The 14,341-nt window shown below is 59.0% G+C and carries 17 protein-coding genes; all 17 read right to left on the reverse strand.

The window, feature by feature from the left end; genetic code table 11:
- Positions 1-34: 34 nt before the first annotated feature.
- Entirely contained in the window at positions 35-805 is a 771-nt protein-coding gene (gene sufC / locus FVQ81_07225; GenBank protein ID MBW7996343.1) for a Fe-S cluster assembly ATPase SufC, read from the reverse strand.
- 17 nt (positions 806-822) lie between these two features.
- Positions 823-1,134 (reverse strand): non-heme iron oxygenase ferredoxin subunit, encoded by a 312-nt coding sequence (locus FVQ81_07230; GenBank protein MBW7996344.1) that lies wholly within the window; start codon positions 1,132-1,134, stop codon positions 823-825.
- On the reverse strand, positions 1,131-2,447 hold the full coding sequence (sufD, locus tag FVQ81_07235; protein MBW7996345.1) for a Fe-S cluster assembly protein SufD: 1,317 nt from the start codon (positions 2,445-2,447) through the stop codon (positions 1,131-1,133). Before sufD ends, FVQ81_07230 begins: the two co-directional genes overlap by 4 nt.
- Positions 2,448-2,516: 69 nt before the next feature.
- Positions 2,517-3,935 (reverse strand): Fe-S cluster assembly protein SufB, encoded by a 1,419-nt coding sequence (gene sufB, locus FVQ81_07240; GenBank protein ID MBW7996346.1) that lies wholly within the window; start codon positions 3,933-3,935, stop codon positions 2,517-2,519.
- Positions 3,936-4,034: 99 nt separating this feature from the next.
- Entirely contained in the window at positions 4,035-4,385 is a 351-nt protein-coding gene (locus FVQ81_07245; GenBank protein MBW7996347.1) for a nitrous oxide-stimulated promoter family protein, read from the reverse strand.
- Complete coding sequence (locus FVQ81_07250) at positions 4,360-5,151, reverse strand: 4Fe-4S ferredoxin (protein ID MBW7996348.1); 792 nt, start codon at positions 5,149-5,151, stop codon at positions 4,360-4,362. Before FVQ81_07250 ends, FVQ81_07245 begins: the two co-directional genes overlap by 26 nt.
- The gene (locus tag FVQ81_07255) at positions 5,132-5,647 is read right to left on the reverse strand and encodes an Rrf2 family transcriptional regulator (GenBank protein ID MBW7996349.1); all 516 of its coding nucleotides are present in this window, start codon (positions 5,645-5,647) and stop codon (positions 5,132-5,134) included. Before FVQ81_07255 ends, FVQ81_07250 begins: the two co-directional genes overlap by 20 nt.
- Before the next feature lie 406 nt (positions 5,648-6,053).
- A complete protein-coding gene (locus FVQ81_07260) occupies positions 6,054-6,659 on the reverse strand; it encodes a superoxide dismutase (protein ID MBW7996350.1) in 606 nt (201 codons plus the stop codon).
- Positions 6,660-6,902: 243 nt separating this feature from the next.
- Positions 6,903-7,283 carry a desulfoferrodoxin gene (locus FVQ81_07265; GenBank protein ID MBW7996351.1) on the reverse strand — a complete coding sequence of 127 codons (381 nt, stop codon included), beginning with the start codon at positions 7,281-7,283 and terminating at the stop codon, positions 6,903-6,905.
- A gap of 81 nt (positions 7,284-7,364) precedes the next feature.
- Complete coding sequence (locus FVQ81_07270; GenBank protein ID MBW7996352.1) at positions 7,365-7,883, reverse strand: thiol peroxidase; 519 nt, start codon at positions 7,881-7,883, stop codon at positions 7,365-7,367.
- 224 nt (positions 7,884-8,107) lie between these two features.
- Entirely contained in the window at positions 8,108-8,920 is an 813-nt protein-coding gene (gene mutM, locus FVQ81_07275) for a bifunctional DNA-formamidopyrimidine glycosylase/DNA-(apurinic or apyrimidinic site) lyase (GenBank protein ID MBW7996353.1), read from the reverse strand.
- A gap of 34 nt (positions 8,921-8,954) precedes the next feature.
- On the reverse strand, positions 8,955-10,115 hold the full coding sequence (gene nifS, locus FVQ81_07280; GenBank protein ID MBW7996354.1) for a cysteine desulfurase NifS: 1,161 nt from the start codon (positions 10,113-10,115) through the stop codon (positions 8,955-8,957).
- Positions 10,115-11,002, reverse strand: coding sequence for a Fe-S cluster assembly protein NifU (nifU, locus tag FVQ81_07285; protein MBW7996355.1), 888 nt, complete (start codon positions 11,000-11,002; stop codon positions 10,115-10,117). The genes nifS and nifU overlap by 1 nt, the downstream gene beginning before the upstream one ends.
- Positions 11,003-11,220: 218 nt before the next feature.
- Complete coding sequence (locus FVQ81_07290) at positions 11,221-11,784, reverse strand: hypothetical protein (protein MBW7996356.1); 564 nt, start codon at positions 11,782-11,784, stop codon at positions 11,221-11,223.
- Complete coding sequence (locus tag FVQ81_07295) at positions 11,756-12,454, reverse strand: hypothetical protein (protein MBW7996357.1); 699 nt, start codon at positions 12,452-12,454, stop codon at positions 11,756-11,758. Before FVQ81_07295 ends, FVQ81_07290 begins: the two co-directional genes overlap by 29 nt.
- 458 nt (positions 12,455-12,912) lie before the next feature.
- Entirely contained in the window at positions 12,913-13,683 is a 771-nt protein-coding gene (locus tag FVQ81_07300; protein ID MBW7996358.1) for a type III pantothenate kinase, read from the reverse strand.
- Positions 13,684-13,717: 34 nt separating this feature from the next.
- The coding region (locus tag FVQ81_07305) for a biotin--[acetyl-CoA-carboxylase] ligase (GenBank protein ID MBW7996359.1) at positions 13,718-14,341 on the reverse strand (624 nt) is incomplete at its 5' end.

Raw genomic sequence — 14,341 nt, forward strand, 5'->3', positions numbered from 1 at the left:
GCCAGATCGGCCGCTGTAGCCTGGGACGGGTTCATCAGCCTGAGATTTCCTCTTTTACGCCGAATTCCTCGCGAATCGAGTTATAGCCCTTTTCTTCCAGTTCGTGGGCCAGCTCGGCTCCGCCGCTCTTGACAATCCGGCCGTCAAACATGATATGGACCACGTCGGGGTCCAGGTAATTAAGAATCCGCATGTAATGGGTGATCACCAGGAACCCGATTTCAGGCCCGCGCATGGCGTTCACCGACTCGCTGACAATCCGGACCGCGTCGATATCGAGACCGCTGTCGGTTTCGTCGAGCACGGCCAGTTCGGGTTCCAGCAGGGCCATCTGGAGCACCTCGTTACGCTTCTTCTCGCCGCCGCTGAATCCCTCGTTCAGGTTGCGCCTGGCAAACGACGGGTCCATGCCCAGCAACTCCAGCTTGTCGTTGACCAGCTTGCGGAAATCCCTGGGTTTGATATCTTCCTCGCGCCGCGCGTTGAGCGACTGGCGCAGGAAATTCATCATCGATACCCCGGGAATCTCCACCGGGTACTGGAAGGCCAGGAACATGCCGAGACGGCTCTTTTCGTCTGGCTCCATCCCGGTCACGTCTCGCCCCTTGAACAGGATCCTGCCGGAGGTGACCTCGTAGGCCGGGTGGCCCATCAGCACATTGGCCATCGTGGATTTACCGCTGCCGTTGGGACCCATCATGGCGTGCACCTCGCCCCGCGGCAGCTCCAGGCTGACCCCTTTAAGTATCTCCGTATCCTCCACTGATACGTGGAGGTCCTCCAAAACCAGAATCGGATCGCTCATTTCTACCTCTTGAAGTATTATGTAATGTTAACCATTATTTCGCCGATTTCAACCTTGACTTCGTAGGTGCCAAGTTTTTCGAGCGCCGGCAGGGTGAGCGCCCTGCCACTTTCCAGATCGAACTGCGCGCCGTGGCGCGGGCACTCTATCCACCCTTCCTCCACGAACCCGTCGGAGAGGCTTTCCTGCTCGTGGGTGCAGGTATCGTCCACCGCGAACAACCTGCCGTCGGCTGTCCGGACAAGCGCGATCAGCCTGCCATCGAGTTCCACGCGAAGAGCCTGGCCCGGTTTTACTTCCTTATCGCCCGCCGCCCGGAGAAAGCTCATTCGTCTCCCCCCAGTTTGCTCAGGATCGCCGCAGCCAGCAGCTCGTGCATCCCCGACCATTCTACCCGGTCGAGCACCTCGTTGAAGAAGCCGAAAATCAGCAGGCGCTCGGCGTCGGCGCGGCGCATACCCCGGCTCATCAGGTAGTACAGATGGTCGCTGTCAACCTGGCCCACGGTGGCGCCGTGGGTGCAGCGCACGTCGTTCGTTTCGATCTCGAGCTGTGGATTGGTAACCGCCTTGGCCTTACGGCTCAGCGCCAGGTTGCGGTTCGCCTGGTAGGCATCGGTCCGGCGGGCGTCGGGACGGACCTTGATCGTGCCGTAATAGACCGTGCGGCTTTCGTCATCCAGCGCCCCCTTGTAGAGCAGGTCGCTGCGGGTATGCGGGGCCACGTGGTCCTGGACGGTCCAGTGCTCGAAATGCTGCCGACGGTGGGCGAAATAGAGACCGAGCATGATACTCTCGGCCCCCGGTCCGGCCAGCTCGCACTCTTTCCACGTCCGGGAGAAATCTCCGCCCAGGGTAACCTGCAGCGTGTTCAGCTTGGCGTTATCGGCCAGCGAGGCCTTGACATTGGAATGGTGCCGCACACCCGCGCCCCAGTCCTGCCAGGTAACCCAACCGACTTGCGAATCCTCCGCGGCATACAGCTCGGTTACCGGATTGACCAGTGATGGCTGCTCCACGGGCGAGGAGGTGTAGATATCGTTGAAAACCACTCGTGCGCCGCGTTCGACAACCACAACCGTACGCGGCTGGACCAGCGCGCCCTGCTCGGTGAGCCAGTGCAGCGACTGCAGGGGCGTTTCCAGCTCGACCCCCTCCGGCACGTAAAGGAACGTGCCGCCGCGATGGTGGGCCAGGTTCCAGGCTCCGAAAATGTCCTCAGCGCCAACCAGCCCGCCCAGCCGCCCGCGCAGGAGCTCTTCATGCTCGTTAACCGCTGTTGCCAGATCGGTGAAGATCACGCCTTTGGCGGCAATCTCCCCGCTCAACTCCGCACTGAAAGGAAGTCCGTCGGCATGGACCAGCTTTCCGCCGCTGTCCGTGCCGCTGAGTTCCAGGGCGTTCTGTGCCCGTGACGGCAGCCGCTCGAGCGCAGTGCTGTCGTCGTGGGTGAGCTGACGGTAATTACCCGGATCAAGCAGCTTCAGGTCCGTGTAGCGCCAGAACTCCTCGCTGCTTTTCGGCAGTTCCAGCGAACATGCCCGCCGCCAGGCATCCTGCCTGAGATCGGCCAGCCAGCCGGGACCGTTCTCCACCGCCGCTTCGATACCTGCATCCGATGCCGTGCTGTTTACCATGTACATAGTTCCGTTCACAAGTTACAGGTTCGCAAAATTCACTCTACGCTAAATTCCTCTATTGTTCACGACCTATCAGCCCACCGAACCTTCCATCTGCAATTCGATCAGACGGTTCAGCTCGACGGCGTACTCCATCGGGAGTTGTTTTACGATCGGCTCCACGAAGCCGCGGACAATCATCGCCGCCGCCTGCTCCTCGTTGAGCCCGCGGCTCATCAGGTAGAACAACTGCTCATCACCGATCCGGGCAACGGTTGCCTCGTGGCCGATCTCGACATCCTCCTCGGCGATATTCATGTACGGATAGGTGTCCGAGCGCGAGTTGTCGTCGATCAGCAGCGCGTCGCAGCGGACATTGGCCTTGCACTTCTCCGCACCAGGCAGCACCTGGACCAGACCACGGTAGCTGGTACGGCCGGAGCCCTTGCTTATCGACTTGGAGACGATTAGCGAGGTGGTTTCCGGCGCTGCGTGGATCATCTTGGAGCCCGTGTCCTGATGCTGCCCGTCGCCGGCCATTGCCAGGCTCAGCACCTCGCCGTGGGCCTTGCGGCCCTTGAGCACAACCGAGGGGTATTTCATGGTGACCCTGCTGCCCAGGTTGCCGTCCACCCATTCCACCACCGCATTTTCCCCGGCCACCGCGCGTTTGGTGACCAGATTATAAACGTTGCTTGACCAGTTCTGGATGGTGGTGTAGCGAATCCGCGCATGGGGCATGGCGATCAGCTCCACAACCGCCGAGTGCAGCGAGACGCTGCTGTAGACCGGCGCCGTGCAGCCCTCGATGTAGTGGACCTCGGAGCCCTCCTCGGCGAGGATCAGCGTCCGCTCGAACTGGCCCATGTTCTCGGTGTTGATCCGGAAGTAGGCCTGCAGGGGGACTTCCACCCTGACCCCGGGAGGCACGTAGATAAAACTCCCGCCGGACCAGACAGCCGAATTAAGGGCGGCCATCTTGTTGTCGCCGGGCGGGATCACCGTACCGAGATATTTTTTAACGATCTCGGGATGTTCGCGCAGGCCGCTGTCCATGTCGTTGAAAATGACACCTTTTTTAACCAGATCGTCCTGCACCTTGTGGTAGACCACCTCGCTCTCGTACTGGGCGCTGACACCGGCCAGGAACTTGCGCTCGGCCTCGGGGATTCCGAGGCGGTCGAAGGTGTTCTTGATCGAGTCCGGCACCTCGTCCCAAGACTGCCCCGGCTTGTCGGTGGCACGCAGGAAATAGAAAATGTCCTGGAAATCAATCCCGCTCAGATCGGCGCCCCAACCGGGCATCTGCTTGCGCTCGAAACGGCCGAACGACTTGAGGCGGAACTCGCGCATCCAATCCGGCTCGCTCTTCATGAACGAGATTTCCTCGACCACTTCGCGGCTCAAGCCCTTCTTGGGTTTGAACACGTAGGTTTCAGGGTCCCGCCAACCCCATTTCTCCTTGTATCTGCTCTGGGGATCTATCTCGAGAATCTGCTTCTCCTCACTCATCGCCCCTCCTCACGCTGATGAAAACACTGCTTCTTATTCACATACTGCACTTAAAGCATAACATTATATCAACGCCGTTACCGTTTTGTATTCAAAGCGCTAATGAGTAAAATACCTTACCAGCCAGTCGACCCTTCCCCGCTTGATAAAGTGCATCCCGGAGAACTTCATTATCTCCCGCACTTTCTGACGGTAGTCCTTGCGGTAGCAATGGGTCGGGCAGTCCTTGCACTTGGGCTTGGGATCAAAGGCGCACATTTCGAGCCGCTTGCGGCCGTAGTCGAGCAGTTCCCTGCATTCGGCGCAAATATCGCCCCTGGCAGTATCGTGATGGTGGTTGCAGTAGACTTCCACGAACTTTTCCAGCGTGGCGAACTCTTTCTGTTTGCCCTTGTCCCAGGCCCCTACCCGCTCCTTATTTATCTCAAGCTTCTCCTGATTCGACAACATCGCCCCTGACTCCGATCTTGGTATGTTTCAGCGGGATTTGACGGCCGCTGTCGGCAATAGCGCTCTGCACCAGACTTGCCAGCCCGAAACAGCAGGGCACTTCCATGAACAGAACCTCAACCGACTTGACGCTGTTCGTCCCGAATATCCGGGTCAGCTTATCCTGGTAATGCCCGGAATCATCAAGCTTGGGACAGCCGATCAGCACTGTTTTGCCCTTGATGAATTCACCATGAAAATTAGCGTGGGCAAACGGCGCGCAATCGGCCGAGATCAGCAGGTCCGCTCCGGCGAAACAAGGAGCGTTGATCGGAGCCAGCATCAACTGGACCGGCCAGTTTCCGAGGCGCGAGAGCGCCGGGGCGAGCTCATCGGCCGCGGGATCCCGGTCGGGAGCCTGCTCGAACATCCTGCTCATCGATCCCGGGCATCCGCCTCCCCCGTGAGCAGGCGCATGGCCGTGGCCGCCGGCGGGCTTGTGTCCCATCGCCCGGCTGACAATGTCTTCGATCTTCTGCTTCTCCTTCATGCCGCCGAGATGCTGTTCCACAGCTTCCTCGTCGAACTCGTCGGCCTCGCGCTCCTCGATAGTCAGCGCTCCGGTCGGACAGTCGCCGATACAGGCTCCCAGGCCGTCGCAGTAGGTCTCGCTGACAAGCTTGGCCTTGCCGTCTATAATCTGGATCGCGCCCTCGGCGCAGGAGGTAACACAATCCCCGCAGCCGTTGCACAATTCCTCGTCTATCTTAATGATTTCTCTGACGATCTTTTCCATTGCCGCTTCCTCTCCTCCCGGCCAGTTCCGTAAGCTTGGTTTTTGTCAGATAGTCCTTTACCTGCATACTGAGATCGATCAACAGACCGCCGAAAATGCAAGTGCTTCCGTTGCAGGCGCTGGTGGTCCGAAAGCAATGTTTGTCGTACAAAGGCCCTTCGATAGACTCGTAAACATCCAGCAGGCTGATGTCCGGGTGCCGCCCGCCAATGGAGAAACCGCCCTTCGGTCCGCGCAACGAATCCACCAGTCCCTGGCGGGCCAGCCGCTGGAGCACCTTGGCAAGGTGCGACTCGGATACATCGAGTTCACCGGCGATTTTCCTGGCGGAGACATGCCTGCCGGGCAGTCCGGCCAGAAAAACCATCGTGTGCAGCGCCAGTGATGCGGCTTCTGAAAGCTTGAGCATAACCACCTGCCGGCAATAAAGTGTTATTTCGGTATTTAAATACCTAAATAACATAATTATTTTAACGCCCAATGTCAAGGTTTGTTACTTCACGAACCCAAAAGAAATCGGTGGTCGCAAGCTCAACGGGAGGCCGGCTTGAACCGGTTGATCCGCAAACTGTTGAGAACAACCGTGATGCTCGACAGCGCCATCGCCGCCGCGGCGAGCGCTGGGAGCAGCCGGCGCAGGAAATACGGCAGGAACAAGACCCCGTGCAGCGCTCCCGCGGCCCCCGGAAAAACCATGTCCCCGGAGTGTCGTGCTGCTTGCCTGCCTTGCCGCCGTCCCTATTTTTGGGGCGACGGATACCTCGCCCGCGCTGCTCCTCCTGCTTCGCACCAAGTTGTGATGGATTTTTTTCGATTAAAATAACGGGGTCTCCCGCTACAGGCGAAGACCCCAGATGAATAACAAATTTGAGCTTAAAGTTTAATTTCCCCGCTCAGCCGGCCCCGCTGAAATTCTCGTTAACGCGGTCCCAGTTGATAACGCTGAAGAAATTTTCGATATAATCCGGCCTGCGGTTCTGGTAGTTCAGGTAGTATGCATGCTCCCAGACATCGATACCCAGGATCGGGGTCTTGCCAGATGTCAGGGGGCTGTCCTGGTTCGCCGTGGCGACCACTTCCAAGCCGCCTTCGCCGACCACCAGCCAGGCCCAGCCGCTGCCGAACTGCCCCGCCGCGGCGGCGGAGAACCTGGCCTTGAACTCGTCGAAACCGCCGAACGCCGAATTGATCGCATCGGCCACAGGACCTGCCAGGCTCACTCCCTTTTTCAGGACGGGCCAGAACAGCGAATGGTTGGCATGTCCGCCACCGTTGTTTCGCACGGCGGTCCTGATACTCTCCGGCAGGCTGTTCAGCTCAGCCAGCAGTTTCTCGACACTTTTGGCCTGCAGCTCCGGGTGGCCCTCCAGGGCCGCGTTGAGCTTGTCTGCATAGCCCTGATGGTGCTTGCCGTGGTGAATTTCCATTGTCCTGGCATCGATATGCGGCTCGAGTGCATCGAATGCGTATTCCAGATCAGGCAACTGGTGCTTCGCCATTTCCCTCTCCCTTGCTTCGCGTTCAAACCAGCTATTGCTTTCGCGCGCCGCCAGTCAACCGCGGCGTCACGGCAGCGTGAAGAATCAGAATGAGAATCATTCCCGTTATTATTAATAAGGACTAAACCTGCTGTCTGTCAAGTTTGTTTACCGCAAGGGAGGGTTAAGCGGCTAAGCGGGAAGGGGATACAAAAAAGGACGGGATTTTCTCCCGTCCCTCGTGTTATCAGCTTTTAACACCAATCAGGCATCGGCTTTCCACAGTCCGTGGAGGTTGCAGAATTCCCTGGCGCTTACATCCGAGGCGCTGGTGAGGAACTCCGCCACCGGCCTGCCCCCCGGGCTAAGGTACCTGCGCATGACAAGATCACCGGCCAGAAGTTCGATCCACTGGATGAAGTGACTCTCCTCCATCGGATGCTCCACGCTGCCGACAGTCACCCGGTAGCCGCCAGCGATTTTTTCGATCTCCGGCACATGTTTTTCCCGGGCGGCGTCCTGGGTGTTTTCCGTCAGTTTCTCCATCGGCTTGCCATGCAGCAGGAACTCGCCCTGACCATCGATAACCACTTCGACCATCATCGATTCGTCCCTGCATTTGTAAATTTCGCCCCTGGCCGGCATCGCAACCTCCTTTGTACTGTGTTTTACCGCGGATAGAAAAAAGGCCCCGCCGCCATGCGGAGCCTTCACTTGCCGAGTCAATTACAGCAATGCTTTGATCGCTTCCAGGACTTCGTCGTAGTCCGGCTCATCGACCATTTCCCTGACCAACTGAAGATAGCTTACCTTGCCTTCGGCATCCACAACCAGCACCGCGCGGGCCAGCAGGCGAAGTTCCTTGATCAGCAAACCCAGGCCCTCTCCGAATGCGCCGTCACGATGGTCCGAGAGCGCGGTGATGTTGTCCGCACCGCTGGCTTGAAGCCAGCGACCCTGCGCGAACGGAAGGTCCATGCTGACTGCTACGAACTGGACGCCCTTGCTGCCCAGGCGGCCGGCCTCGTCATTGAACCGTTTGGTTTCGAGATCGCAGACAGCGGTATCCAGCGATGGGACCGCGATCAGGACCAGCACCTTGCCCCGGTATGATGAAAGCCTGACCTCGGAAAGGTCGGTGCCCAGCAGGCCGATATCGGGCAACTTGTCGCCCTGCTGCAATTCATTGCCGACCAGGGTCAGCGGGTTACCCTTGAAAGTTATCGCTCCATGGCGCTCGGACATCTGCCGCTCCCTCCTGCGAGAAAATAAACCTGCTCCCCTCACCCGGCCCTGTTCACGCGCAACGTATGCCGCATTTATCCACCAGGGGGTGCTAATCATCAAAAATAAGCTTGGACCTGCCCGCCGCAAGGGCGAAGCGAATCCGTACTGCCATAAATAACCGGACGGCTTGCCTGAGTCAAGAGGCGAGCCAGGCTGAATCCGTCGATCGTGATGGTCCCGGATCAGCTCTGGCAGGAGGGGCAGAAAAATGTGGCGCGCTGCTGCTGGACTATCCGCTCGATCGGGCCGGTGCAGGTGCGGCAGGGTTCGCCCTTGCGGCCGTAAACCTTGAGGAACTCCTGGAAACCGCCGGCCTGGCCGCGGCTATCCTGGAAATCGGAGAAAGTGGTCCCGCACTTTTCGATTGCCAGTTTCAGGACACGGCGGGTTTGCTTGTGCAGGGAGTCCACCTGCTCCGCGCTGAGGCTGCCGGCCGGAGTGCGCGGGTCGATTCCGCAGGCGAACAGGATTTCACAGGCGTAGATATTACCCAGGCCCACCAGCCGGTCCTGGCGCAGAAGCCATGATTTGACAGGGGTGGTGGCGGCGCCGATCAGCTCCGCCAGCCGGGCAGGGGTGAACTGCCTGGAAAGAGGATCGACAGCGGCGGGAAGCAGTTCATCGGCCGTTCGCGCCAGGCGGATAGTGCCGAAACGACGGATATCGTAAAACAGCAGGCTGCCCTGGTCCAGCACAAGTTCGGCGCGAAGGTGCTTGTCGTTACGGCCCGTGCGGTCGCGAGCGGAAATCAGCCTGCCGGTCATCCTCAGGTGAAACGCCATCCACATGGGACCCCCGTCTCCCCCGCCCCCGTTCAGCCCGATCCCGATCTGCTTGCCCAGCCTGCGGACCTCGCTGATTTTTCTGCCCGCGGCCCCGTCGCTGTCGATCCCGGCCAGCTTCGGGTCCAGGATAACCATCCGTTCCACCCGGCGGCCGAGCAGGAAGGGGGCGAGCTGCCTGACAATTGTTTCGACCTCCGGAAGTTCCGGCATCCCGTTGGCGTCTCCTCTAAGGCTGGAAATGGACTCACTCGTTGGTCACGAACGGGCTGATCTCTCTGAGGCGATTGATAATCCCCGGCACGTGTTCGAGCACGTAATCGATCTCTTCATCGGTGGTGTAGCGGCTCAGGGAGAAGCGGATCGAGCCGTGGGCGGCCGAATGAGGCACTTTCATCGCCTGCAGCACGTGGCTGGGGTCGAGGGAACCCGAGGTGCAGGCCGAACCCGAGGAAGCGCAGATCCCCAGATCGTTCAGCATCAGCAGGATCGACTCGCCCTCGACGTACTCGAAACTGACGTTCAGGGTGTTGGGCAGACGGTTCGCGCCGTTGATCCGCACGTCCGGGCAGCTCTCGATCAGGCCGCTCTCCAGTTTGTCGCGAAGGCGTTCTTCGCGGGCGCCGACCTCCTCCATGTCGCTCATCGCCAGCTCGGCCGCCGCGCCCAGACCGACGATCCCGGCCACGTTCTCCGTACCGGCCCGGCGGCCTGCCTCCTGATGTCCGCCGCGAAGGTATGCCGGCAGGTCAATCCCCTTGCGGACGAACAGCACGCCGACACCCTTGGGAGCGTGAAGCTTGTGACCGGAAAGGGCCAGCAGGTCGACCGGGACCTTGCCCAGATCAACCGGTATTTTGCCGACTGACTGGACCGCATCGGTATGGAACAGGACGCCCCTGGATTTCACCAGTTCCGCGATCTTCTCTATGGGGTAGACAACCCCTGTCTCGTTATTGGCCCACATCACGCTTACCAGCGCGGTATCGTCGCGGATCGCGCTCTCCAGCTCAGCGAGGTCAAGCGCCCCCCGGGTATCGACACCTGTCTCGGTGACATCGTAGCCGTGCCCGGCCAGCCAGTGGCCCACCTGGATTACCGCCTCGTGCTCCACCCTGGTGGTGATTACGTGTTTCCTGGAGGGGCCGGCAAGTTCGAGCGCGCCCATGATCGCCGCGTTATCGCTCTCGGAGCCGCAGCCGGTGAACACGATTTCGCTGGCATCGGCGCCCAGCATCCGCGCCACCTGCTCCCTGGCCCTGTCCAGGTCGCGGCGCACTTTGCCGCCGAAAGAGTGGATGCTCGAGGGATTGCCGTAGCTGGTGGTCAGAAACGGCTTCATCGCTTCAAAAACTTCAGGAGCCACCGCGGTGGTGGCGTTGTTATCAAGATAAACTACCTTCTCCACTAGGCCTCCATCACTACCAGTTCAGCACTCACCTTTTCTCTCAGCTTGGGTTCCACCAGGGTCTGCAGCGTAAAACGGGTCATGCCGCATTCGGTACAGGCGCCTTTCAGCTTCACTATCACCGTGTTACCGGAAATGTCCACCAGTTCCAGGTCGCCGCCGTGTTTTTTTAGCTCCGGCCTGATTACTTCCTCGATCGTCTGCTCCACCAGCTTCATCTTCTGGAGATTGGTCAGACCGGCCGGCCTGTTATTTCCCGAGGGAGCCGGACTTTCCGCGACAGCCGTTTCTTTCTCGCCATCGGCCCGCACCTGCTCCCGGGTCACGCCCCTGATTTCGGCCAGGAGTTTCTCGATCTCCGGCACACATCCGCCGCAGCCGCCGCCGGCCTTGGTATAGTTCGTAACCTGCTCCACGGTTTTGAGGTCGTTGTGACTGATCGCCTCGCGAATCTTGACCTCGGTAACGCCGAAACAGACACAGACCACCCGGCCCTCGAGGGTCTTGGTCCCGGTGGTGCCGTTGCGGTAATTGTCAATCGCGGCCTCCAGCGCCTCACGGCCCATCACCGAGCAGTGCATTTTCTGCTCCGGCAGTCCGCCCAGGAAATCGACAATGTCCTGGTTGGTCAGTTTTTCGGCCTCTTCCAGCGTCTTGCCGATAATCATCTCGGTAAGCGCGCTGCTGGTGGCGATTGCGCTGCCACAGCCGAAAGTCTGGAACTTGACGTCCGCGATTCGGCCCTGCTTGTCCAGCTTGAACATGAGCCGAAGCGCATCTCCGCAGGCCATCGAGCCCACTTCACCCACACCGTCAGGATCACTGATGTAACCGACGTTTTTGGGGTTGCGGAAATGATCCATCACTTTGTCAGTATAGTCCCACATGTAACCGCCCTTCAGTTTTTAAGATGCCGCCATGCGGCACGGCCGGCACCCGTTGTCGGCAATGAATGCAGTTTGATTCGGATTATCAGATATAAATGTAATAGTTCTGTCCGGTTTTGAAAAGTATCCGTTAAAGATGCCGACAAAAAAACCGGATACAGCCACTTCCCTCTCGGCTGAATCCGGCATGCTGAATCATGGATAAAGATAGTTGCGGATTAGTTCCTGCGCTGTTTTCTCAGTTCCTGGATCTCTATCTTCAGCAGGTCCAGGATGCCTTTCAGTTTGGACTCGTGCTGCTTTTCCTGTTCGGCCAGCCACTCGAACATCGAGCGGGCGAACTCGCGCTGGGCGACCTTGGCCGTGGAAAGATATAATTCGCCGGCGTCGTGCTCCTTGGGCAGCATACTTATCACCACTTCCATCACCTTCTCCAGGTCCTTGATTTTCTCTTCGGGAGTGGCGGTGTCTTCCTCGTCGATGTGATCCATGCCGATATCCGGCATCACTTTCCCCTTGGCCTCGTCGAGCTCCTGCTTGAGCAGTTCGAGCGTGCAGCGGAGCTTGGTCTCGTGCTGTTCCTCCTGGTTGGCCAGCATCTCGAACAATATCCGGGCCATATCAGCCTTCGACTCCTGCGCCGCCTTGCGGAACACATCCCGCGCCTGGCGCTCCTTGGGGATACAGCGGATAACCACTTCGATCATTTTGTCCAGCTGCTTGATCTTGGATTTTTCCATCAGCCAAACCCCCTCAGGATGGAAATGTAATTTTGCCGCCATAGAAACCGAGCGCCATCACCGTGGGAGCCATCGCCAGCACGGTAACAGTATAAACCCAGAACCACAATTCCCCGTCTGCGCCCATGAAGAAGCAGTGGACCACCAGGGCCACGATAAATTCAACCACCAGCAGAATCGACAGATAAGTCTTCATCCGGTAAATATGGGTCCAGATCCCGCTGTAATTGTAGTACCAACTCAGCACGCCGGTAGAGATCGCCACTGGAGTGCTGAGTACGGCGATCAGCATGTTGTAGTGGGCGGCCTTTTCCAGCGTCGGCTCATCGATAAACAACCCGAGAAAAGCCAGCAGCGCCGCGGCGATGCACAAAGCGATCGGGAAATGGACCGCGATCGGATGCGGATGCCCGGTGAGGATCAGTTCCACCCATCCCGGGGAAGTCTTGATCGCACTCTCCCCGCCCAGACTCTCCTTTTCCTCCACCAGTTCGGCAAGCGCCTGGAACCGCTCCATAACCTCGGGACCGTGCGGGGCGGCCGCCATCGCCCGGGTAAGATCGTGGCCCGCGTGGTGGGTCTTCACATGGGTCCCGTTACGCCACAGCTTGCTGTCGGTGACGTCGTAGACCTTGCCCTCGTAAGCGATGTACGATTTTTGTTCATCCTTGCCATCGTACTCGTGGAGTTCTTCCTTGGTCATATCACTCATCAAGCTCTCCGTGTTGAGACCATTTCAAAATGGCCTGCCCCTCGATCAGCACCATGCCGCCTGCCGGCCCCGCCGGCTTTGAGAATGTTTTCACCAACTTATGCGTTCGCGAGAAGTTTGTCAATCCGTTTGCCTGGCAATCAGCGCGCAATCGCGGGGGGCACGGTTTTGCGCCCTGCTTGCGAGGAATGCGTCAATCTCTACATGTGTTAACCGCTACGGAGCGCGAGATGTTGCATGGAGTACGACGCAAGGTGAGGATATTAAAGAAATTTCTGGCACTGCGTGCCACCGGAATTTCTAACTGCAAAAAGCAAAAGCGGCAACCCCGGAGCAAGCTCCGAGGAATTCTTTTCGATTAAATATATTGTTCTGTCAAGCATCAACCGTAACGGTGGAGATTCATCAAATTACCGTGATTTTTTCTGAATATTGCGTTTGCGAACAGGCGGGTCCGCTCAGTGGCCGGTAACGATTTGGTAGGACAGGCGAAGGCCATCCAGGGTGAGATTCGGATCGACAGTATCGAACTCTCTGCTGAACTTGGCGAGCATGGTCACGAATCCTCCGGTGGCGATCACGCGACAGGGTTTCCCCCACTCGGCCTTAAGCCGCTCCACCAGTCCATCGATCTGGCAGATTGCGCCGTAGAAGATTCCGGACTGCATCATCGAGATCGTATCGCGGCCGATCACTTTCGGCGGGGCCTCGATTTTAACCCTGCTGAGCATCGAGGCCCTTGAAATCAGCGATTCGGCGCTGGTGCTGATCCCGGGTGAGATCACGCCCCCGTGGTAGGTGCCGTCGGCTGAAATCAGATCGAAAGTCGTGGCGGTGCCCATATCGACCACGATGCAGTCGGTCGCATAGCGCTCGCGGACCGCCACCGCGTTGGCTATCCGGTCGGCTCCGATAGAACTGGCCGGGGCATCTACATCGTAGACTATCCCCAGTTCCGTATCACCGCTGATCAAGACAGGTTCCACCTCAAAATACCGTCTGCCAAGCTTTTCGAACACGTAAGTCAGGGTCGGAACCACCGATCCGATTACCACCCCGTCGACCTTGCTGTCCGCACCGGCCCGCTGGAGGATAGAGAGCACCAGGTGGCCGTAATCGTCCACCGTGCGCTCCGGGTTGCTGTCGATCCGCCAGCGGCCGGCCAGCTCCAGACCGTCGTAAAGCCCCATCACGATATGCGTATTACCGATATCGAAAGCCAGAATCATCCGGGGAAACCCCCTTTATTGCTTGGTTGTGCCTTCAGTATTGTACAAGATGGCCGCTGGTAACAGTCCGCAACCTGCTTTCGCCGCGTCCTTCCACCAGCAGTCCGCCGTTTTCATCGATTCCGCGCGCCGTACCGGACACGCTGGATCCGTCCTCAGCCTGCACCGTCACCTCGCGGCCTTTCAGGAAATCACGAACCTGGACACGGGGCAGGAACGATGCGAACCCGTCGGCCATGAACTGGAAGTATCCCTCTTCCAGCCGCTCCAGAATAGCCGCCAGCAGGCCCGTACGGTTGATCTTCGTTCCGCCTGCCGCCTGCATCAGGGAGATGGAACCGGCAGCCAGCGGCTCGGGGAACCCGGCGATATTTACATTCAGGCCGAAGCCGAGCACGAGGTGGCGCAGTTTCTCCCCCTGCCAGTCGGCCTCGCAGAGCACACCACCCAGTTTCCGGCCGTCGAGAAACAGGTCGTTGGGCCACTTGATCGATGGTTTCAAGCCCGTGTGCTGCTCGATTCCCAGACAGATACTCAGTACGGCCAGCATCCCCAGGCTGCCCACCTGACGGGGTTTCAGGCCCGGACGAAGCACCAGGCTGGCCCAGATTCCACCTCCGCACGGCGAATACCATCCGCTGCCGCGCCGTCCCCTGCC

The organism is Candidatus Glassbacteria bacterium (assembly GCA_019456185.1).
Taxonomy (GTDB): Bacteria; Gemmatimonadota; Glassbacteria; order GWA2-58-10; family GWA2-58-10; genus JAJRTS01.

Excerpts from the sequence above, each read along its gene's own strand:
- sufC (MBW7996343.1), bottom strand. The coding sequence starts at position 805 with ATGAGCGATCCGATTCTGGTTTTGGAGGACCTCCACGTATCAGTGGAG.
- FVQ81_07230 (MBW7996344.1), bottom strand. The coding sequence starts at position 1,134 with ATGAGCTTTCTCCGGGCGGCGGGCGATAAGGAAGTAAAACCGGGCCAG.
- sufD (MBW7996345.1), bottom strand. The coding sequence starts at position 2,447 with ATGTACATGGTAAACAGCACGGCATCGGATGCAGGTATCGAAGCGGCG.
- sufB (MBW7996346.1), bottom strand. The coding sequence starts at position 3,935 with ATGAGTGAGGAGAAGCAGATTCTCGAGATAGATCCCCAGAGCAGATAC.
- FVQ81_07245 (MBW7996347.1), bottom strand. The coding sequence starts at position 4,385 with ATGTTGTCGAATCAGGAGAAGCTTGAGATAAATAAGGAGCGGGTAGGG.
- FVQ81_07260 (MBW7996350.1), bottom strand. The coding sequence starts at position 6,659 with ATGGCGAAGCACCAGTTGCCTGATCTGGAATACGCATTCGATGCACTC.
- FVQ81_07265 (MBW7996351.1), bottom strand. The coding sequence starts at position 7,283 with ATGCCGGCCAGGGGCGAAATTTACAAATGCAGGGACGAATCGATGATG.
- FVQ81_07270 (MBW7996352.1), bottom strand. The coding sequence starts at position 7,883 with ATGTCCGAGCGCCATGGAGCGATAACTTTCAAGGGTAACCCGCTGACC.
- mutM (MBW7996353.1), bottom strand. The coding sequence starts at position 8,920 with ATGCCGGAACTTCCGGAGGTCGAAACAATTGTCAGGCAGCTCGCCCCC.
- nifU (MBW7996355.1), bottom strand. The coding sequence starts at position 11,002 with ATGTGGGACTATACTGACAAAGTGATGGATCATTTCCGCAACCCCAAA.
- FVQ81_07290 (MBW7996356.1), bottom strand. The coding sequence starts at position 11,784 with ATGGCGGCAAAATTACATTTCCATCCTGAGGGGGTTTGGCTGATGGAA.
- FVQ81_07295 (MBW7996357.1), bottom strand. The coding sequence starts at position 12,454 with ATGAGTGATATGACCAAGGAAGAACTCCACGAGTACGATGGCAAGGAT.
- FVQ81_07300 (MBW7996358.1), bottom strand. The coding sequence starts at position 13,683 with ATGATTCTGGCTTTCGATATCGGTAATACGCATATCGTGATGGGGCTT.